Source organism: Edaphobacter sp. HDX4 (assembly GCF_036877565.1).
In the GTDB taxonomy this organism is placed as follows: Bacteria; Acidobacteriota; Terriglobia; order Terriglobales; family Acidobacteriaceae; genus Edaphobacter.
In genome coordinates this window covers 58731-79627 of record NZ_JAEDXW010000009.1, presented here as the reverse complement: position 1 = coordinate 79627, position 20897 = coordinate 58731, and the positions used below count along the sequence as shown (strand labels likewise).

Annotated in this window: 17 protein-coding genes; 10 read left to right on the top strand and 7 right to left on the bottom strand. The window is 59.1% G+C overall.

The window, feature by feature from the left end:
- Window positions 1–16: 16 nt before the first annotated feature.
- Window positions 17–448 (bottom strand): MarR family winged helix-turn-helix transcriptional regulator, encoded by a 432-nt coding sequence (locus JAO29_RS10665; protein WP_334268195.1) that lies wholly within the window; start codon window positions 446–448, stop codon window positions 17–19.
- Window positions 449–523: 75 nt separating this feature from the next.
- On the opposite strand from JAO29_RS10665, the gene JAO29_RS10660 reads away from it, so the two are divergent.
- The gene (locus JAO29_RS10660) at window positions 524–1816 is read left to right on the top strand and encodes a hypothetical protein (protein ID WP_334268194.1); all 1293 of its coding nucleotides are present in this window, start codon (window positions 524–526) and stop codon (window positions 1814–1816) included.
- On the opposite strand, the gene JAO29_RS10655 is transcribed toward JAO29_RS10660, so the two are convergent.
- Window positions 1806–3422, bottom strand: a complete 1617-nt coding sequence (locus JAO29_RS10655) for a sulfatase family protein (protein WP_334268193.1) — start codon at window positions 3420–3422, stop codon at window positions 1806–1808. The two genes, JAO29_RS10660 and JAO29_RS10655, sit on opposite strands and share 11 nt — an antisense overlap.
- 263 nt (window positions 3423–3685) lie before the next feature.
- Between JAO29_RS10655 and JAO29_RS10650 the strand changes: the two genes are divergently transcribed.
- The 5 genes from JAO29_RS10650 (at window position 3686) to JAO29_RS10630 (ending at window position 9281) form a co-directional block, all read left to right on the top strand.
- On the top strand, window positions 3686–4075 hold the full coding sequence (locus tag JAO29_RS10650; RefSeq protein ID WP_334268192.1) for a PadR family transcriptional regulator: 390 nt from the start codon (window positions 3686–3688) through the stop codon (window positions 4073–4075).
- A gap of 4 nt (window positions 4076–4079) precedes the next feature.
- The gene (locus JAO29_RS10645) at window positions 4080–5096 is read left to right on the top strand and encodes a hypothetical protein (RefSeq protein WP_334268191.1); all 1017 of its coding nucleotides are present in this window, start codon (window positions 4080–4082) and stop codon (window positions 5094–5096) included.
- 122 nt (window positions 5097–5218) lie between these two features.
- On the top strand, window positions 5219–6037 hold the full coding sequence (locus JAO29_RS10640) for a DUF899 domain-containing protein (protein WP_334268190.1): 819 nt from the start codon (window positions 5219–5221) through the stop codon (window positions 6035–6037).
- A 52-nt stretch (window positions 6038–6089) separates the two neighbouring features.
- Window positions 6090–6566 (top strand): hypothetical protein, encoded by a 477-nt coding sequence (locus JAO29_RS10635; protein ID WP_334268189.1) that lies wholly within the window; start codon window positions 6090–6092, stop codon window positions 6564–6566.
- Window positions 6567–6827: 261 nt separating this feature from the next.
- Window positions 6828–9281, top strand: a complete 2454-nt coding sequence (locus tag JAO29_RS10630; RefSeq protein WP_334268188.1) for an ABC transporter permease — start codon at window positions 6828–6830, stop codon at window positions 9279–9281.
- A 45-nt stretch (window positions 9282–9326) separates the two neighbouring features.
- Here JAO29_RS10630 and JAO29_RS10625 read toward each other — a convergent pair whose 3' ends face one another.
- The 3 genes from JAO29_RS10625 to JAO29_RS10615 all read right to left on the bottom strand — a co-directional run bounded on the left by JAO29_RS10625 (window position 9327) and on the right by JAO29_RS10615 (window position 12240).
- Complete coding sequence (locus tag JAO29_RS10625) at window positions 9327–10211, bottom strand: Dyp-type peroxidase (protein WP_334268187.1); 885 nt, start codon at window positions 10209–10211, stop codon at window positions 9327–9329.
- 106 nt (window positions 10212–10317) lie between these two features.
- On the bottom strand, window positions 10318–10812 hold the full coding sequence (locus JAO29_RS10620; RefSeq protein ID WP_334268186.1) for a type II secretion system protein: 495 nt from the start codon (window positions 10810–10812) through the stop codon (window positions 10318–10320).
- Between the two features lie 174 nt (window positions 10813–10986).
- Window positions 10987–12240, bottom strand: coding sequence for an alpha-amylase family glycosyl hydrolase (locus tag JAO29_RS10615; RefSeq protein WP_334268185.1), 1254 nt, complete (start codon window positions 12238–12240; stop codon window positions 10987–10989).
- Window positions 12241–12843: 603 nt separating this feature from the next.
- On the opposite strand from JAO29_RS10615, the gene JAO29_RS10610 reads away from it, so the two are divergent.
- From JAO29_RS10610 to frr, 4 genes are all read left to right on the top strand, one after another.
- The gene (locus JAO29_RS10610) at window positions 12844–16086 is read left to right on the top strand and encodes a TonB-dependent receptor (protein WP_334268184.1); all 3243 of its coding nucleotides are present in this window, start codon (window positions 12844–12846) and stop codon (window positions 16084–16086) included.
- A gap of 112 nt (window positions 16087–16198) precedes the next feature.
- Window positions 16199–17743 carry a M20/M25/M40 family metallo-hydrolase gene (locus JAO29_RS10605; protein WP_334268183.1) on the top strand — a complete coding sequence of 515 codons (1545 nt, stop codon included), beginning with the start codon at window positions 16199–16201 and terminating at the stop codon, window positions 17741–17743.
- Window positions 17744–17902: 159 nt separating this feature from the next.
- On the top strand, window positions 17903–18934 hold the full coding sequence (locus tag JAO29_RS10600) for a hypothetical protein (protein ID WP_334268182.1): 1032 nt from the start codon (window positions 17903–17905) through the stop codon (window positions 18932–18934).
- Window positions 18935–19104: 170 nt separating this feature from the next.
- Entirely contained in the window at window positions 19105–19689 is a 585-nt protein-coding gene (gene frr / locus JAO29_RS10595; protein ID WP_334268181.1) for a ribosome recycling factor, read from the top strand.
- A 54-nt stretch (window positions 19690–19743) separates the two neighbouring features.
- Here the strand turns inward: frr and JAO29_RS10590 are convergent, their stop codons facing one another.
- A complete protein-coding gene (locus tag JAO29_RS10590; protein ID WP_334268180.1) occupies window positions 19744–20211 on the bottom strand; it encodes a YybH family protein in 468 nt (155 codons plus the stop codon).
- 65 nt (window positions 20212–20276) lie between these two features.
- Window positions 20277–20870 carry a TMEM175 family protein gene (locus JAO29_RS10585; RefSeq protein WP_334268179.1) on the bottom strand — a complete coding sequence of 198 codons (594 nt, stop codon included), beginning with the start codon at window positions 20868–20870 and terminating at the stop codon, window positions 20277–20279.
- Window positions 20871–20897 lie beyond the last annotated feature (27 nt).

Below are 20897 nucleotides of genomic sequence, written 5' to 3'. Positions count from 1 at the left end.
GGTGCTGTACGCGGGATCAGTCGTCTTCGCCGAGGATGTTGCTGATGCGGACGAGAGTTTCGACCTGTTCCTTTGTGAGTCGCGAGAGCAGGTTGCGGCGCACTGAGGCGGCGTGGATGGGACGGGCTTCGTCGAGCTTCTCGCGGCCGGTTTGGGTGAGCACGATGAGGACGGTACGATCTTCGGCATCGCGTCGCTCGATGAGCTTGCGCTGCTGCATGCGTGTGAGGTGATGGGAGAGACGGCTCTTGTCCCATCCCAGACAGTCGGCGAGTCTTTGCTGGCGCATCTCACCTTTGCCGAGAGCGGACAGGCGGGAGAGGACACCAAAGTCGGCCCCCGAGAGGCCGGTGCCGTCCGTGATGTCACGCCCCACGCGGGCAAGGACATCATCGCCGATCAGGCTTTCCTGCAGCTTTTGCAGTAGATTAAGGGCAGGTCCAAGCACGTTGCAGGTGTTCTGGTGATGGCGCTCCGGTATACATGTCGGGCCACTCTTCGCATGACAGGTCTATCACTGTGGATGGCTGTCGCGGTGGTGGTGTCGGGGCAGACGCTGCAGTCGCGGCCTCCGGTACTGAAGCATGGCGTGGTCAACGATGCTACGGCTTCCTCTGAAGCTGACAGCGATGTTAGAGATGACCTGGACAGCTGCCGTGTTCATCGGGTGTCTGGGCTTCCGGGGAGTCACCAGTTTGCCAGCGACTTTATCGAGACGATTGCCAACGATCCCAATCCGGTCGCCAACGATCCCGACGTGATGTGGGGCCTCACTGCGGACCTGAGCAATCAGGTTCCGTCGCAGCAGCGAGCGATGTACATCTCGAAGACGATCGACGGCGGCGCGACGTGGACCCAGGTGGCACGGGTGGATTCGCGCTACTTCGATGCAGGGATCGGTGAGGGGCTGAGGAATGGGCTGATCGTCTCTCCCGGGGGAAGCTCGTTTGTCATCACGACGCAGCGTGGAGCGTTCGAAGTCATTCCGCAGGCGGGTGGAGCCGAGACCGTGGTGAAGACGATCGCAGGACCGCGGGTTCCATCGTCGCCTCCGAAGATTCCTATCCCCAAGAAGCCGGGCGACCCGGTAAGGGCAAATGTCGTCGCGATGACGTCGGACGGAAGACGCCTGATTCTGGGGTATGGCTACTTCGATCTGAATCCCCAGATCTTCAGCTATCGCAAAGATGACAATGGCTCATGGATTGAAGAGGGTCCGCTGCCTCATCTTCCGACCGATATGGACCTTCTCTCGATAGATTTCGACGAGCCCAAGAACAGGGATCCCAGGTTTCTCTACCTGGGAACCGGCGACCAGGTCTATCTGCTTAACTTCCGCAGCCATCGATGGAGCCGCATCGACGGTGTGGGGCCTGACTCCGCCATCCACGGAATGAGTGTCGTGGGAGGTCTTCACCTGGCGGCGTGCTGGGGGGTCTATAACCCGACTGGTCCCGGAGTGGTGAGGAGAGCTACGAACGCGCGATTTCTGCTGCATCGAACGACGGATGAGGCGGGATCGAATATCCGGGCCTACAGCATCGAGGTCGATCCGTCGAAGCTGAACCGGGAGGTCGTCACCTCGCTGACGGGAGTGTACGTAAGCGAGGATAGCGGCGAAAGCTGGAGACGGATTAATGACCTTCCGGAAGAGGAGTTCCGTACGGCGCACTTCGACTCCGACGGAAGCATTCTGGTATCTGGAATTGCAGGGACGTTCCTGGTGAATCCATTTTCCGATACCTGTTCGCCACAACTTAAGACTCGGGCGAGGAAGGTGCTGTCCGATCAGGGCGCACCGAGAGCTAAGGAATAAACGGGTTGGGTGGCGCTTCCCCGCGATGGTAGGGGGAGTACCAGTTGTGCGCGCGCGGCCACTTAGTCTGATACTTGCCGTTTTGCGGACCGGTGGGCAGAGTGTCTTCAAGGCGGATGTCCCACATGGCAAGTTCTGCCATCAGAGTGGCCTGGATGTCCTTGTACTTCTGATTGCCGAAGAGATTATGAAGCTCGCAGGGGTCCTGCTTGAGGTGGTACATGGCGCCATAGCCCATCATGTCGTAGACGAGCTTCCACTCTCCCATGCGGACCATCTTCTGATTTCCGCTCTGCGTGACCTTGTTGAGCTCGTCCCAGCTACCGGGGCGATCCTTGTCGTGCGAGATAGAGGTCGGGATGTGGTCTTCCTCTTCGTAGTAGAGTCCCCCGACGCCTGCGCTGGAGGTGATGCTTCGGAACTCCTGCGCCGGATAGTCCTGGCCTTGGAGGAGAGGCCAGAGACTTCTGCCCTGCACGCCGGCCGGGATTTCGGCTCCCATGGCCTCGCAGAGAGTCGGCATGAGATCGGCCATGGAGGTGAAGGCGGATTTGCCTGCGGAGGTGTGTTTTACGTTGTATCCCCACCAGATCTGGGGAGTGTGGGTGAGGTCCTCGTAGAGGCCTACGCCTTTTCTCCCGAGACTGTAGTCCATCAGGTAGTCGCCGTGATCGGCGGTAAAGACCACGAGCGTCTTCCGGGTGAGCTGCTTCTGGTCGAGGAACTCCGTGAGACGTTTGACCTGGTCGTCGATCATCCGGAGCGCGCCAAGATAGTTGGAGACGTACCGCCGCCATTGCTTTTCGGTGTCGGGGAAGTTGTCCTGCTGCAGGTTGTACTCCCAGCGCGCGCGGGGTCCCATGGAGGAGAGGGCCTCAGGCCCGGCGCAGCGTGCGGACACACTCTCCGGCGGAAACATGTTCCAGTAAGGGGTGGGAACCTGCTCCGGGTCGTGGGGCTCGGGAACGCTGATCTGAAGAAGGAAGGGCTGGCTGCTGCTGTCCTCGATGAAGCGGATCGCGTCGGTGGTGATGCGGTAGGTGAGCTGGGTCTCGAGAGGAAAGGGTGAAGGCTCCTCTGCAACGTTGTAGTGCAGCCCTTTCAGCCACTCTTCAAAGGCTGCTGACTCAGGATGCGAGCTTGCGTCGATGGGGCCGGAGTCGTGACTGTAAGGGCGCCAGTAGTCCAGGTCACCTTCCTTGAGATAGGTGTGGTTCTTTCCCGCAAGGCCGGTCCGGTAGCCATGCTTCTTTGCCACCTGGTACATGTCTTCGGTGAAGAAGGCATCGCGGGCCTGGAGATTCATGCGGACGCGATGAGCGACCGGCCAGCGGCCGGTGAGCATGGAGATGCGACTGGGAACGCAGAGGGGAGCGGTGCAGTAGTTGTTCTCAAACGAGAGGCCGGCTGTTTCAAGAGCATCGAGCGTGGGGCTGGTGTCGGCAGGATAGCCGTGCCCCTTGCTGAGTCCGAAGCGCCGCTGGTCAGAGATGAAGACGATGATGTTGGGCTTGTCTGGAGATTCGGGCTGACCGAGAGCGGGTCCGGAGGTGATTGCGGACATCGTGGCCATGCCCGCGATTTTGAGGAAGTTTCTTCGTTGCATCCAGTCTCCAGCTTTGACCGCGCTTGATTCTCTGCGCGGTCGAAGTCGATATCGGTTCAGGCCAGCAGCCGCTTGGTTCAGAACGCATTGGGCGGAGGTGCGAGCGGCAAGTCATTGAACCTCCATAGCAAAACATCAATCCGGTGAGTTTGTCCAAAACGGGGAGATGGAGTGGAGGGGTGCGGGCCTCACTCAGACCGGCGATTCTGGTGGATAGTACTTGATGCCATACACTGTTTGACATACAGTATATTTCATACAGTATGGATTCGATTCTCAAAGACGTGGCGACAAGCACCAGGCCGAGCGGCGATGCAGCCGGCGGAGAGCTCTTTGATTCTTTGCGATTGGAACTGCGACGTGGATGCCTGGTTCTGGCAGTGCTCGCGCAGCTTCATGTGGAGCACTACGGTTACACACTCCGCAAATCGCTCGCCGATGCGGGTCTGGAGATTGAGGAGAGCACGCTGTATCCGTTGCTGCGGAGACTGGAGACACAGGGCCTGCTGACCAGCGAATGGCGCGAGGAGGAGAAGCGGAAGAAGCGCTTCTACCGGCTGTCGGTCGAGGGAGAGCGGATCTTCGAACTGCTGCTCGCGGAGTGGAACAGGATCAACGATTCAATAGGTCGAATTGTCCGGAAGGAGAGATAAAGCGATGGAACTTCTGAAGCGTTATCTGCAGGCAGTCGGAGAGCATCTTCCGCGAAGAGGCCGTGAGGACACTCTGGCGGAGCTGAGGGCGAACCTCGAGTCTGAGATTGAGGGACGCGAGGAGGAGCTGGGACGCGCGCTGACCGAATCGGAGCTGGCGGCGGTCCTTGAAGCTCATGGCATGCCGGTGCTGGTCGCATCGCGCTACGGGGCGCAGCACTTTTTAATTGGGCCAACCCTGTTTCCGGTGTACTGGTACACGTTGAAGCGCAGCTTTCCGCTGGTCGTGCTCGCGTATGCGGTGGTGCAACTGGTCAGCATCTTCCTTGGCTCAGGTTCGGCTGACGATATAGGACATCAGATCGGAACCGTATTCGGACGCTTTCCGGGAGTGGCGTTGACCTTCTGGGGGATCATGACGCTGGGCTTTGCTGCCTTCGAGTACGGGCAGGGGCGCTTCTTCCCAAAGCTGACACTGCCCAGGTGGAGCGTGCGGGACCTTCCTCCTCTGGAGCGCAGCGAGGGTAAGAAGCACTCGTTTGCCAACGGTGTTGCCGATCTTATCGTGAGCATATTGATTGTGGTGTGGCTGCTGGCCGTTCCTGATCATCCTTATCTGATTGTCGGGCCGGGAGCGAAGATCCTGCACGGCATGCCGTTCGAGCTGACGCCGGAGTGGCATGTCTTCTACTGGCAGATCCTTGGGCTGCTGATTGCGATGATTCCTTTGAAGGCGATGGCACTGGTGCCTTCCATGTGCAGGGTGCGCGGCTGGCTGCAACTCGCGGTGAGCGCTCTTGGTGTGATGATTCTGGTGGCGATGGTGCAGATGCGAACGTTCTTTGTCGCGGGAAGCGCTGTCTCGATGGAGAGCCTGCACTCGATTGAGGGTATCAATGCCGGAATTACGCTGGGGTTTAAGCTGGCGCTCGCCGTGTCACTCGTAAAGTTCGCGTGGGATCTGTGGAAGGAGATCTCGACAGGAGAGCATCGGCGCGCGGACTACGCAGCGGTTTTGTGAACCAACGCTCGCGGATGCCGGCTCGCCGGTTAAGGATCCTCAGAGATTTGTGACGAACAGACTATCGTCGAGCAAAACATGGAATGCGGATACCGTTCTAATTGCTGTATGGAGGATGGGTGATGAGCGAAGCACACGATCCGAAGGTCGAGGCTGAGATTGCCGAGGCCCGCAGCCGCAACGAGCGGGCGATGGAGCAGCATCAGGTGGTCTCACAGGACGAGTGGCTGAAGGCCCGGCTGGCGCTGATGGAGAAGGAGAAGCAATATATGCGGCAGGGCGATGAGCTCGCCAGAGAGGCTCGGGCGCTGCCATGGGTAAAGATCGAAAAGAGCTATAGGTTCAGGGGGCCTGAGGGAGATCTGACCCTGGCGGACCTCTTTCGAGGGCACAGCCAGCTGTTTCTTAAACACTTCATGATGGAGCCGGGACAGCAGTGGCAGTGCCCGGGTTGTTCGCTGGAGTCGGATCATGTGGATGGGCTGCTGCCGCACTTCGAGCATCACGATATGTCGTACGTTGCTGTATCGCGCGCACCGATTGACGAGATCGAGACAGTTCGCAAGCGCATGGAGTGGAAGTTCTGCTGGGTCTCGTCCTTTGAGTCTGACTTCAACTATGACTTCCACGTGTCGTTTCGCCCGGAAGAGGTAAAGGCGGGGAAGACAACCTACAACCTTCGCGAGCACCGTATCGGGCCGGAGACGTTCACTCTCTCGGGACACAGCGTGTTCTACAAGAATGCAGAGGGCGATATTTTTCGAACCTACGGCGCGTTCGGACGCGGGAGCGAACAGTTTATGGGGATCTACGGCTACTTCGACGTGCTGCCAAAGGGACGCGAGGAGTACGGCCCAACTCATTCGTTGCCGGACTGGGCGAAGGTGCATAACCAGTACGAATCGGAGGAGGGTAAGGGAGGGTGCGGCTGTTCGCACTGACCGGGCACTCCGCACGAGGTGAGATGCGATGGACAGATGTACTATGTCATCCATGCGGACGAGACTCCTGCTGGCGGTGATGGCCGTGACGTTGTCGCTCTGTTCTTTGGCGCACGCGGCCAAGCTGAAGGGCTTCTACTCCGGCAGCGGAGGTTTCTCGCCGGAGGTGCATCGAGTCGTGATGATCGAGTTCGCCAACGACGGCACAGCTATCGTGGAACAGAACTGGGTGGGCAAAGATCCACAGCTCTGGCATGCTCACTGGACGCAGAAGGGTAAGAAGGTCAGCATCGTCTTCGACGCGCAAAAAGATCAGCCCGCCATCGATCCGTTGCTCTGCGATATGAAGGGTGACACGCTGGTTCCGACCTCGTGGGACGCGAAGGTGTTGGGGCTTCTTGGACCGCCGAAGCTCACGCCATTCGGCGGGAAGAATGTGAGACAGAACAGTGTGGCCGGATGTCAGAGTATCGACTGGCGCAATCCAACACAGAACTGCGTAACGTGGGACTCCCGCAACAAGAACTAGGCCGGTGAATGCTCGGGCCTGCTGTAATTCTTAAAATATCGCGGTTCGAGTTGCTCTTGAGGGCTCCTCTCCATCCGATAAGACAACATGCATGGGCACCGGCGAGGAGTCGTGGCCGACTCATCCCCCTGTCGGACTGGGCGACGGCTTCGCTGGCGCTATGGTGAATCTTCCAGAAAGATATCTTTCTTCAGGAGTGGATCGATCACACTGCGTGTAAGCTTGCCTCGACGTCAGATTCGTGAATATCTGGGGTGATCGATGAGTGATTTCTTCGCCGACTTGAAACAGTCGGTTCGCATGCTTGCCAAGAGTCCCTCCTTCTCCATTGCAGCGGTGGCTGCGCTCACGTTGGGAATCGCGGTGAACACGGCGATCTTTTCCGTGGTTAATGCCGTGCTGCTTAAGCCGCTCACCTATCCGGAACCAGACCGAATCGTTCAGTTTCTCTCCACGTCGCCGAATGGAAACGGCCCGGCGGCTTCGATTACCAAATTTCACAACTGGCAGCAGCAGAGCAATGTCTTTCAGGATGTCGCCGCTTACGACTTTGGTGGCCCGGGATTCAATCTGACAGGTTCCGTTCCTGAGCAGGTTCACGGCATTCATGTCACTCACGACTATTTCGCATTGTTTGGCGCTCCGGTGCAGGTGGGGCGTACCTTCACCCCGCAGGAAGATCTTCCGAACGGCGGTCACGTTGTCGTTCTGAGTAACGGATTCTGGAAGCGGAAGTTTGGCGGCAATCCGAAGATCGTCGGAACGGAGATCTCCCTGAGCGGGGATTCGTATACGGTGGTAGGCGTACTGGGCCCGAACTTCGAGACCGATCCGGTGTCGGACATGTGGATTCCGTTTCAGTTCGATCCCAACAGCGAGAACCAGGGACATTTCTTTATGGCTGCGGGTCGCCTCAAGCCGGGGATCACCCTCGACCAGGCGAACGCACAGCTCAAACTGGCTGCTCAGCAATACCGCCGGCGCTATCCGGACTTTAACGCGAACAACGGTTTTGCGGTCCAGCCGCTTCGGGATTCTGTCGTTAGCGGTGTGCGCTCGTCGCTGTTGATTCTGCTTGCAGCCGTCGGGTTAGTGCTCTTGATCGCCTGCGCCAATGTCGCGAATCTGCTCCTTGTCCGCGCGACCGGACGAAAGCGCGAGTTCGCGATCCGCATTGCGCTGGGGGCGCGCCGTTCTCACATCATTCGGCAGTTGCTTACGGAGAGCCTCCTGCTCTCGGTAACGGGAGGAGTCCTGGGGCTGATCCTTGGGTACGCGGGGGTACGCTGGCTGCTCGCGATCAATCCCGGCAATATCCCGCGCATCGGAGAGACAGGAGCCGGTGTCGGGATCGACTGGCGCGTGCTGGTCTTTACGCTGGGTGTATCGCTGCTGACAGGCGTCATCTTCGGGCTCTTTCCCGCGCTGGGAGCCTCGCGGCCCGACGTCAACTCCACCCTCAAAGAGGGCAGCAACCGGGCGGGTACCGGCTTTCGGCAAAATAAGGCGCGCTCGCTGCTTGTCATCAGCGAGGTCTCTCTTGCACTGATCCTGCTGGTCGGTTCAGCTCTGCTGATCCGCACCTTCGTGGCGCTGCATGCGGTGGATCCTGGCTTTAATCCGCATCACGTTCTCACGATGTATATGTCCCTCACGGGGGATCGATTCCAAAAAACCGCCGGTGTCGCTCAGTTGGTCGAGCTTGGTCGTGAGCGCGTCAACGCTATTCCCGGTGTGGAGGCCTCGGCTTCTTCCTGCTGCCTTCCTCTGGAAGGAGGGTTTGGTCTCCCCTTCATTGTCGTGGGACGCTCTCTCGGCAAAGACAAGCAGACCGGAGGCGCGGGATGGATGAGTGCATCGCCCGGCTATTTCTCGGTCTTTCGAATTCCGGTTCTGCGCGGGCGAGACTTTACGGAGACCGATACCGGGACCGCTCCGGGAGTGGTCCTGATCAACCAGACGATGGCCAAGAAGTTCTGGCCGAAGGAAGATCCGGTCGGTCAGCAGATCATCATCGGGAAAGGTGTGGGGCCGCAGTTTGATGAGCCAGCCCGTCAGATCGTCGGGGTTGTAGGGGATATTCGCGATGGCGGTCTCAATCGAGATCCGCGGCCGCTCATGATCGTTCCCCAGGCTCAGGTCACCGACGGAATGACAGCGTTGAACTCAAGCATCGGCCCCGTGGCCTGGATCGTACGGACACGAACCGATCCTCGCCAGATGGCGAACGCGATCACGGAGCAGCTCCGTCAGGCCAGCAATGGTTTCCCGGTTGCACGCGTGCGTCCGATGGAAGAGGTGGTGGTCCACTCCACGGCGCGCGAAGACTTCAATATGCTCCTGCTCACGATCTTCGGAGCGTCCGCTCTGCTGCTTGCCAGCATCGGCATCTACGGTCTGATGGCATACTCGGCGCAGCAGCGCACCCAGGAGATGGGAATACGGATGGCTCTCGGGGCCGACCGATCGAGGATTCGCGGACTTGTGATCTGGCAGGGCATGCGGCTTGCACTGATCGGAACGGCGCTGGGGATTGCAGGAGCATTTGCTTTAGCTCACCTGATTGCCAGCCTGCTCTTCGGAGTGAAGTGGTGGGACCCGTTTGCTTTTATCGCTGTTCCCATCATCCTCACTCTAACGGCGCTGCTGGCCGTCTGGATTCCCGCACAGAGAGCGTCCAGGCTTAACCCGATGGATGCACTGAGAACAGAGTGATTCCGGTTCAGCCTGCGTATGACAAGCATCGGCGCCACGGGCGTTTTAGCGTAAGCGCAGCAGACTCTCGACCGAAGGCACGAAGTAATAAGAGCCGGTCAGCGGCTGGGTAAACCGTGTGAGCGCATCGCGCTTGCCGTTGACCAGCCCTGCCATACTATCGAGCATCTTGGAGAGCCGCTTCTGGTCTGCGCTGAATCCAACGAAGACGGTTCCGTGGTCTTCGACGTCTCCGTAGGGCATGTTGCGGCGGAAGATGTGGCCGAACTCATCCTGATCGGTGCGGGCGACGTGCGAGTCTTCGGGCTTGTCTTCGAGCTCGATGCTGTCGAGCTTTGTGCGTCCCATGGTGCGTTCCTGCTGAGGGACCGGAAGGGCCTCCCACTCAGAGGTCTTATGCTTCCACTTCTGGAGCAACAGCACGGATCCGGCAGCGCCGGGGAAGCCTTCTGGCAGGAGCGCGGCGCTGGGAGCTTCGAGCAGCGTTGGATTCTCAGAACCGTCGATGAAGCCAGTGAGATCGCGATCGTGCCGGTAAGGCCAGCTCGAAGTCTCCTCGCTCAGGGTAGCCAGACCGGCGAGGTCATGCACGACGGAGCGGGCCATATCGAAGATAACGTCATAGGCGCTTCCGGACAGCCATACGAGCGCGTCATGCTGCGTGGCCGGCATTGTGAATCCCTCCGTTCCCTTGACCTCGTTGTTGAAACCTTCCACGCCCGGCGGAGTGTCTTCGGGAGCCAGATCGCGCCAGAGCTCAGGCCGAAAGCCGATGACGAAGTTCACGCCTCCGGTAGTTGTCCGCGGCTCGCGAATGGCGGCGATGGTGGAGGCGAACTCCTGGCGCTTCTTCGTGTCCAGAACGTCAAACTCCAGGTACGCATGCGAGGACGTTCCAAGAGCGAAGATTCCAGCCTGAGGCGTGTACATGCTGGGATTATAGCGGCGAGCGTTGAGTCATCCCGACCGGAGAAGACGGTTGCATCACGTGGCGGAGTAGAGGAGTCTGCTGTTGTTCGACCAACGGCAGTCTGGTTCAACAGGCGATCTTCAGGGTCTGATCGATTGTGCAGGTGGCGAGGCCGGTGGTGCCGGGATTGGTGGGAGTCGAGCGCACGAGGAAGGACTCGCGCGACGACGAGACGACGGAGAACCGGTGACCGTCGGCCTCGCCGGATGCGATGTTGGCAGGAAGGGTGGTCAGCGCGGTGAGCGTGGCGCTGTAGGTGCCGGAGGTCTGGTGATAGGCGATCTGCGCCTTGCCGATGGTCGTGAGGTCGTCGCTCGCAGCCTTATCCTGCGCCGCCGCACGCACACGCTGCACGCGCGGAAGCAGCAGAGCGATGAGCACAGCGATGATGGCGATGACGACCAGCAGCTCGATAAGAGTGAAGCCGGAATCCCGGGCGACTCGCCTGGCAGGATGCATGGTGCTCTCCTTCGCTTTGAGGAAGTAAGGGCCCAGCGACAGCGTAACAGGATGCGGATGATGCGGCTTCAGCCGCTGAGCTCCCGCCCGGAAACCTGTCAAGCCCACCTCACCCACAAACCCAGGCTAAACATGCAGATACATCTGCCGATTCATTTCAGCCAAGTCGCTACACTGATATCAGAACTAAAACCGAGGTCGGGTCGTGGCAGGAAAGATCGAGGTCCGGACCTAAGTCTCATGGATGGAAGAATTTGTGCGTATTTGTAGGGTGGGCTAGTACCGCAGCTCCCCGATAATTACAGCGTAAGGCCCCAGTGTCATCCCGTCCAGATGCATGGCTCCCATGCCGCTGTCTGATCGCAGCACCGTCCGCAGGAAGCTGCCTCGCAGGTGCAGGTTCTGCATATCCGCCTTAAGGGAGACGGTCACCGGCTGGGAGGACAGATTCTCCACCACCACAATCGGTGGATTCCCGAGCGAAGCCGCTGCCGGTCTGCGGACCCACGCCAGCACCTTCTGGTCGTCGTGATTCAGGACGGTCGTGGCGGCGGAGATCATCGTACGGTTGCTGTGGCTCAACGCACTGAGCTGGCGATACCAGTTCAGCAGCGAAGTCTGGCTTGCGTTCTCGGCAGCGACACTCGTCGCGGCAGGCTGCTCGCCCTTCTTTTGTGGGGTCGCGAAGGAGATCTCCTTCGCCGCCTCATCGAGACCAAGCTCCTGGCCGGAGTAGACCATCGCTCCAGCGCGCGTCGTCATCAGCAGCGCCGCAACCGACTTCGCAATCTCCAGATTGTGCGTGCCGTCGCCGTAACGGCTCATGCTGGGCTTCAGCTTCGGCCCGTCCGACAGTAGCAGCGGAACCGCGCGTCCCTCCTCCGCCATCTGCTCCGTCGCCTCCAGCGCCGGGCGGATCAACGAGGCCGTCAGCTTCTCCTGGGTTCCAGGTTTCGGATCGGCGACGAGCTGCGGCCCGGCACTGTTTCGGCTCTGCGCCCCGCCGACGTCAGCATCGCCGATCACGATGCGCTGCCCTCCAAGGCTTCCGGCGGTCTTCCGCACTTCGGCCAGCTGATCCACATTCGCCCCCGGAACGTAAAAGCCGGCCACGCCATGGACCAGCCAGAGCCGCGTCTTCGCTGCAAGATCCGGCTGGGTTCCATCCAGTTCCACCAAGACCCGGATGCTCTCCTGGCTTGCCCGGCGAACGATCTCATCGAAATCCTCCATCGTCCCCGAACCTTGATCGATTGCCAGCTTCGCGTCTCCACTCAAAGACGTCAGCAGCACAGCGTCGACGCCGACCGAGTGAATGTAATCCAGATGCTCCGCAATTCCATGCAATCCGCCGAAGCTGCGAGGGTCTGCCCGATAGATCACCGCGTGCTTCCACCACGGAGCAGCGTTCATCCCCGACCCGGCCCATCCGGGACGAGCCAGCATCTGCGCCTGTGCGAAGGCCGCGAACGAAAGAACAAGAGAAAGAGCTGAGACCCGGAGCTGGCAACGAGAGAAAGATTTCGGCATAGTCGATAACTGCAGACTCCACCCTGCGAGCCGGCTTCTCTCCGATGCTAAACCGCTCAGCGAGCAGGGGGAATAAGCAGCGTTGTTCTCCCCCCCATCCTTAATAAGAGTAGGCAGGAAGATAAAGGGACACGAAGAGACTTACTCGTTATCGAAGAGAGACCGTTCGGTCCAATGTCTGCCAGTCAACGAGACTCTGACTGCTGGGGCCGTCGATCAGCTCTCTATTCAGTTAACATTCGGGTTCCCGCCGCACAGGATCGAATCGAGGGAGTTCTAGGCGGGACCACTCTTGGCCAGTCGGTTAAGGCGCCTGCTTGCTGTACTTACGGCGTACAGGCACCAAATAGCCCTGATTCTGGTGCAAATCGGCGGATTGACGAGGCAAAATTCTCTTCTCAATTGCAGTGGAGAAATCTTGTCAAGCGGGAGTTTAAAAGGTAGGTTAAAAAATATCCACATGAAAAAGGACGCGGTATCCGTACATCCACGACGATGTACTAAGTAGGCCCTCCGTTTGGGAACCGTGAGTCCGTTGCAAGGGTTTTGTGCCCTTCGACACCTTTGTCTTCCAGTTAACGTGTGTTTTTTAGGAGAGCCCCCATGAAGTTTCAGAGATACGTCTATCTCTTCCTCTTAGTGTTTGTGTCTGCGATGACACCACTCCTTACCGCCCAGACCTTCCGCGGTGGAATTGCAGGTACCGTTCAGGACTCCAGCGGCGCAGCCGTACCCGGCGCACAGATCTCGCTCACCGGCACTGAAACCGGCTTCAAGCGCGACATGGTCTCGACCAGCTCCGGCGACTACAGTTTCCAGGATCTTCCGCTCGGCGACTATAGCGTACTGGTGACCGCATCCGGATTCTCTTCCCGCAAGGTAGACCATATTGCGGTTCGCCCTGGTCAGGTCTTCGCACTGGACATCAAGCTTGGCATCGCGTCCACCAACGAGCAGATTGAGGTCAACGCCGACGCCGTCGCTATCGATGCGCTCTCCACGACCAACAACGCCGTTGTGCCGGAGCAGGCCGTCGCCAACATTCCTCTCAATGGCCGAGACTTCACCCAGCTCATCAAGATCGTCCCTGGTTACAACGGTGCAGGCTCGATGAACGGAGCCCGTACCAACCAGAACAACTGGCAGATCGATGGCGTCGACAACAACGACATCTGGCACAACGCACAGGGGGCGAATCAGGGCGGTGTCTCCGGTATCGCCGGTGTCACGCTCCCGATCGAAGCTATCGACCAGTTCTCCGTGCAGTCGCAGGGCAACGCCGAGGTCGGCCGTAATGGCGGCGGTCTCGTGAACATGGTCGTCAAGAGCGGAACCAACAACTATCACGGCAGCGCTTACTACTACTTCCGCAACGAGTTCTTTGCCTCGAAGAGTGCATTTCTCGCTCCCTCAGCGCGCACACCGAAGATTCGCAATAACCAGTGGGGCGGTTCACTTGGCGGTCCCATCGTCAAAGACAAGCTGTTCTTCTTCATCAATTATGAGCGTCAGAAGTACGTCATCGGCGCCAATTCGGCAGCGACCGAACCCACTGACCAGTGGGTGAACAAGGCGAAGGCTCTCCTTGCTGCACACAGTGTTCCTGTCAGCCAGACTTCGATGAACCTGCTTACGGCTCTGTGGCCCCGGGGCAACCAGCCAGGTGCCGCCTCGACTAACAACTTCATCGACACCCGTCCGCAGAACGGCTACAGCGACAACGTCGTCGGCAAGGTGGATTGGAACATCAACTCCAAGCAGACGCTCTCGGTCCGCGCGTTCATCGGTTCTGGACGCCAGTTGGGCAATGCCGGCACCAACGTCTGGGAGTACTACCAGGTTGCTCCGGATCACGTAAACAACTACGCCGTGACGCATAACTGGATGATCAACAATCATCTGTCGAACCAGCTTCTGTTCGGCGTCAACTACTTCGGGCAGACGTTCAACGACAACGTTCACAACCAGAACATTCCGGCCCTCGGACTCAACACCGGCGTGACAGACCCAAGCCTGTTCGGTGCGCCCACCATCACGATCGCCCCCTTCGACCAGGTTGGCGTAACGCCTCCCCTCGGCCGTCAGGATTACACCGGTCACGTCACAGACACCGCCACCTACGTCGTAGGCAAGCATCAGTTCCGCGTCGGTGGTGAGTTCCGCCGCAACTACATGAACCTGCTCTACCAGCGCAACGTTCGCGGCAACTTCACCTACAACGGTCAGGCATCTGCTTCCATCCTGCCTACGACCGGATCTGGGCCGACCTCTTACGCCAACGATGCTTCGCAGGACGCGAGCGCTACGGACCTCTCGGTACGCACCCTTGCCGACTTCCTCGCCGGCTATGCGGCTTCGGGAAGCATCGTTCGCGGCCAGCTGCAGCGTGACGTCTGGGTCAACCAGTGGGATGTCTTCGGCCAGGACCAGTACCAGGTAACTCCCAGCCTGACCCTCAACTATGGCATCCGCTGGGACTACTCCGGTCCCGTTTACACGACCAACGGAACGTTCTCGAACTTCGATCCGAACTCTTCCACCGGTTATGCAATCGTCGGCAAGGATGTCGATACGCTTTATCCGCGCCGCTATACCAACTTCTCGCCCCGCTTCGGCTTCAGCGACAAAGTCACGGATAAGTTCGTGGTTCGCGGAACTTATGGCCTCTTCTTCGACCTGCCTAACCTGAACGGCTTCTTCGATAACCGTCCCGGAAACGGAGCTTCGGTGGGTGTTCAGGCAAACAATGCCGGTCCCAGCCCGGTCTTTACGGTTTCGAAGTCCGCGCCGTTCGGAATCATAACGGGCGTCGATCCGCTTCCTTCGTCTCCCGCATCAGGTGCGACCTTCGGCGTTTCGACGGTCTCTCCAGATTTCAAGAACGCGTATCTGCAGAACTTCAACCTGAACACGGAGTATCAGCTGAGCCGCAACACCATCGTGCAGCTCGGATACGTCGGCTCCGTCTCGCGTCATCTCTTCAACCTGCGCGACATCAACCAGGCAGCGCCGAACCCGAATAAGACGACCCTTCAGAGCAGCCGTCCTTACTACTCCAAGTTCCCGACGTTCGCCGCGATCAACCAGTACGAGTCGGAGGCTGGGTCGAACTACCACTCGCTGCAGGCTATGGTTCGTACCAGTGGGTATCACGGGCTCACCGCTCAGGCTTCCTACACCTACGGTCATGCTTTGGATAACGTCTCGGGAACGCGCGGTTTCGCACCGCAGGACTCGCGTAATCTTGCAGGCGAGTATGGAAACGCGGACTTCGATACACGACACACCTTCAACGGTTACATCGTGTACGAGATCCCGACCCTCTCGGAGCGTTTCAAGCCTCTTACCCAGGGCTGGGAGGTCAACAGCTTTATGACCTTCTACACGGGCAAGCCGGTCAATCCGAAGACCAGCGCCAACAACAGCGGTGTAGGTGAGTTCCAGGATCGCGTGACCAAGGTCGGTAATCCGAAGATGGTTGATCGTTCCTTCACCCGCAACTCCAGTGGCACGGGCTACGTCCAGTGGTTTTCCAAATCGGCCTATGCGGTGCCCACCGCAGGAACCTTCAGCCCCACACCGCGCAACTCGGTCTATGGCCCTGGTTTCTCTACCGTCGATGCCTCACTGGTCAAAAACACAACCCTGCACGAGAACGTAAAGCTTCAGCTGCGCGCGGAGATGTTCAACATCTTCAACCGCCTGAACCTTGCGCCTCCGAGCGGCAGCTTCACCTCTGCTAACTTCGGTCGTTCCACCACCACCGTCGGCGACAACGCTGGCGCTCCCGGGATCGGTTCGGGCGAGCCGTTCAACGTGCAGTTCGCAGGCAAGATCATCTTCTAGCCGCGACGAGCTGTAGCTGCTGATCCATACAGGCTGAGGGCGTCTATCGTCTTCAGCCTGTATCTTTGTGGGCCTTGTCCTCGCAGGTTGCAAACCATAGGAGAGTTCGAAGATGAAGCGTTTCGCTGTACTGATGACATCCGCCGCGCTGCTGGCAACGCAGGCCGGACTTGCGCAGATGGGTGCTCCCGGTGAGCAACCCACTACTCTGGCTGCTGTTCCCGGGCCTCTCGCGGCGAAGTACAAAGCTGATGCCGACAAAATCCTTCAGGCCGCCATGGCTGATGACGAAGGCTACGCACACCTTGCCTACCTCACCGACCACATTGGCAAGCGGCTCAGCGGAAGCCCTCAGCTCAACACCGCCGTCGAGTGGGGAGCCGATCTGATGCGCAAGGCCGGCCTTCAGAATGTGCAGATTCAGCCCGTCATGGTCCCGCACTGGGTTCGCGGAGAAGAGTGTGCCACCATCACCTACAAGGGCGAGGCCGGAACGATTACCAAGCCGCTGCACATGCTCGGTCTCGGGATGAGCGTCGGCACGCCCAAAGGCGGGATCACAGCACCGGTTGTCTTCGCACACAACTTCGCCGAGTTCGACAAGCTGCCTGCCTCCGAGGTCAAGGGCAAGATTGTTGTCTTCAATCCGGGCTGGCATGGCTATGGCGTCAACTCCATGTACCGCACCGGAAGCCAGGGACGCGCTGCAGCCAAGGGAGCAGCCGCGGTCCTGGTCCGTTCCGCCACCGGATTAGCGATGCAGATTCCCCACACCGGAAGCCTGCGTTACGATCCGAAGCAGCCGAAGATTCCTTCCGCCGCCATCTCGATAGAGGACGCGCTGCTGATCGAACGCCTCGCCAAGGAAGGCCCGGTGCAGGTTCACCTCGAGATGGACGCCCACATGGAGCCGGACGTCCAGGCGGGGAACGTCATAGGAGAGATTCCCGGCTCCGAACATCCCGAACAGGTGGTAGTTCTCGGCGGTCACATCGATTCCTGGGATGTAGGCCAGGGAGCACAGGACGACGGCTCCGGAATCATGGCGACCTTTGAAGCGGTCTCTCTTATCCATAAGCTTGGCCTCAAACCCAGGCGCACCATCCGCATCGTCTTCTGGGTGAATGAGGAGAACGGCGGAGCCGGTGGCCGCGCCTACCGGCAGTGGATCGGAGATAAGATCGGGGACCAGGTCGCCGCCATCGAGATGGATGAAGGTGCAGAGAAGCCGCTGGGCATGGGCTATGGCGGCTTCGGCGCCCGGCGCCGTCCCGCTCCTCCAGCTCAAGGCGCTGCCGCCGCACCGCCAACCCCGCGTCCTCCGTTTGATCTTGATGAGCTCTCGGCGGAAGAGAAGCAATCCTACGCTTACATGCGTGATATCGTCTCACTTCTCGCTCCCATCGGAACCGATACCGTCTCGCCCGGAGGCGGTGGATCTGACATCGGCCCCATCGTTGCCGATGGCGTTCCATCACTCAGCCCTCGCACGGAGGCAGAGCACTACTTCGACTGGCATCACACCGAGGCCGACACGCTCGACAAGGTGGATCCTGATTTCTTCAAACGAAACACGGCCATGCTCTCTGTTGTGGCCTACGTGCTTGCCGACATGGACGGCAGGCTGGCCGGTCAGAAAGGCGCGGCGCACGAGTAACCGTCAGCCGGTACGCAAGCGCGGCTGCTCAGCAAATGAGCAGCCGCTTCTTTTTGGAAGCGCCGTCGTGCCGCGCGCGGTCAACTTTTGTTGTCCCCCCTTCACCCGGTTCGAGTACAGTGTTCGTGTCTCGCAATCCTCGCAAACGGAGCGAAGGGTGTGATCACGACTATCGTCGGCTTTGCGATAAGCATGGCATTTCTCTTCCTGATGCTGAGCGCTGCTTGCTCGGCCATCCAGGAGATCGTCGCGAATCTTCTGCGATGGCGCGCTACGACGCTCGAACGCGGCTTGGCTGGCCTTTTGATGAGCAGTGAATTCAAGGAGATCGTTTATAGCCAGCCTCTGATTCAGGGGCTCTGCGGCCCCGGGCCGCGGGGCGAGCTCAGCCGTCGGCCCTCCTACATTCCTGCCACCACGCTCGCGCTTGCGATTCTGCAGGCTGCGCAGGAGCAGGGAATGACGCTGGATGGCTCGGTCGGAGCCACCCCACAGGCCAGCCGCTTTGCGAAGACCGAGAAGCTGCTGACGTCGCTTCTGCGTGATTGCTCAACTCCGGCGGAGAAGCGAGCACGGCTGGAGCTATGGTTCAACGAGTCGATGGAGCGCGTCTCCGGCTGGTACAAACGCAAAGCCCACGCCTGGATCTGGATCTTCGGGGCGATCCTGTGTCTTCTCCTCAATGCGGACTCTATTACCCTCAGCAAGCGGTTCTGGAACGATCAGACGCTGCGCGACGCCGTGACCGCCGAGGCCACTGAGTACGTCAAATCAAACTCTGCGGAGCAGGTCACTGCAGACGATCAGGCGAAGCTCGACGAGTCGCTCCATCGCCTGAATCTGCTGCGCGAGCATCTGCCGGGAGTTCCGCTGGGCTGGTGCTTCGTCGATCCAAGGACGCCAAGCAAGCAGGGCGAAGCGGCTCCCGTCCAGGCGGATGGCTTCAAGGCGAGCTGCTGGCCCGACCTCATTCATCCCGGAGCTTCGGTCACGCATGTCTCCCTCGCCAGCACCGATCCGCGCCTTGTCGATCGCGGCGAGTGGAGCTGGTGGTTGTGGAAGATCGCCGGTCTCGCCGCAACTGTGCTCGCCATCTCGCAGGGAGCGCCCTTCTGGTTTGACCTGCTGCAGAAGACGGTCAACCTGCGGCTGGCCGGAACTCCGCCCGCAAATCCTGAAACTAAAAAATAGAGTGGCCTCCAGGATCGAGCGGGATTCACTCCTTGTCGCCGCACCTGCGAGCCGTGAAACGCGGCCTAACCCGATCTGTCGAACCCTGCGGAATCGTCCGCACGTTCGATAGCGGCTCATTTTCCGATAGAATTTCCGTTGGCGCAACCGCGCATGAGGACAAAAGCGTTATGGCATCCGCGATGGCAGGTATTGAGGCTTTAAAGGGAACCCACCAGGAGTTGAAGTCCAGGATGGAGAAGTCCGTCGAGGACTTCCGAGCTCATCTGGCTTCGGCCCGGACAGGCCGCGCCAACGTCCACATGCTCGATCAGATCAAGGTGGACTACTACGGCAGCGAGACTCCGATCTCTCAGCTTGGTCAGATCAGCACGCCTGAGCCGACCCTCATCCTCGTTCAGCCATATGACAAGGGCATCGTCCCTGCAGTGGAAAAGGCGATTCGCACGTCCAATATCGGCCTCAACCCCATGTCCGATGGGACCGCCATCCGTGTTCCTGTGCCTCCCATGACAGAAGAGCGTCGTCGCGATGTGGTCAAGCAGCTCAACAAGACCCTCGAGGATCACAAGACTGCCATCCGCAACATCCGCCGTGATGGCAACGATCAGATCAAGAAGGCCGCCAAGGACAAGCTGATCTCGGCCGATGACGAAAAGCGTGCCAGCGAAGAGGTGCAGCAGCTGACCGATGCCGAGATCAAGCGCATCGAAGAGTTGTTCAAGACAAAGGAAAAAGAGATTCTGACTGTCTGAGACCAAGACTGAAGACAATCATGAGGGCCGCCGGGATTCAGGCGGCCTTCGCGTTTAACCAGTCGTGTGATCGACCACGATCTTCCAGCCTTTGTCCGTCTTCTCAAGCACAAGCGAGAAGATTCCATCCGCGTTGCCGCCATCTTTCTTCCCGCGCTCCAGGGTGTACTTTCCAACCACCACGGCAAAACGATCGTCCAGCGGATGTACCTCGAGCTCTGAGAAGGCCAGCGTTCCCATCACCGCACGGTTCGGATAGTTCCTGCGGTAAGCCTCCACCAGGGCAGCAAAGCCGCGATTGACTGAGTTCGCGATAAACAATGTGTCGGGAGAGTCTTTGTAGGTCTGCGCGAAAGCTTCAAGATCGCCTCGATTCCACGCCTCTTCCTGCGTAAGCAGAACTTTGATCACATCCAACTGCTGTTGTGGAACCGTCGAGAGCGTGGTCTTTTGGGCCCTGGCAACACTCGTCGTCAGAAAAACTGCCGTCACGAAAAAAGCGAGGCGTAAGCAAAGGGCCAAAGAATCACCTCAATCCAGGACTGGCCTCCACTTTAGCAAACCTGTCCCGGTCCTCGCGGTCTTCTTTAATCCATCGCGGTCTTCTTCATGCCCATGGCAGGTAAAACCCAGATAATCGTCACCAAAGTGATCGCCCCCAGCGCAAGATGCGGATGGAAGTGCGCCAGTGGAATTGCTGCAATGTAGAGCGCAAGGCTGAGGATATGTTTTCTTTCCGTGGCCTTGTCCTCCGGGTTCAGGCTATCCGTTCTGCGCAGTAGTCGGGCAATCGCCAGCCGCAGCAGGAAGAAACAGAACGCGGTGAAGATCATCGACGCGGCATAGAGTGCGACGGAGAACGAGTCGTTATTCTTCTCGATCACATACGCCGTGAAAAAAGGAAGCAGCGAGATCGAGAACAGGAATCCGAGGTTCGCATACAGCACGCGGTGATCGCACTCCTCCACCCGCCGAAGCAGGTGATGATGATTGATCCAGTAAATCGACGTGAAGGCGAAGGAGAGCAGGTACACGAACAACATGGGAGCAATCGAGATAAGTCCGGTCATGCCGTCTTCGTGGGGAACCTTCAGTTCCAGCACCATGATCGTGATGATCACGGCAAGCACGCCGTCCGAAAAGGCCTCCAGGCGGTTCGTCGGATAGAGTTTTTCTCTCATGGGTGAGTCTAAAAGCTCCATTTTGCG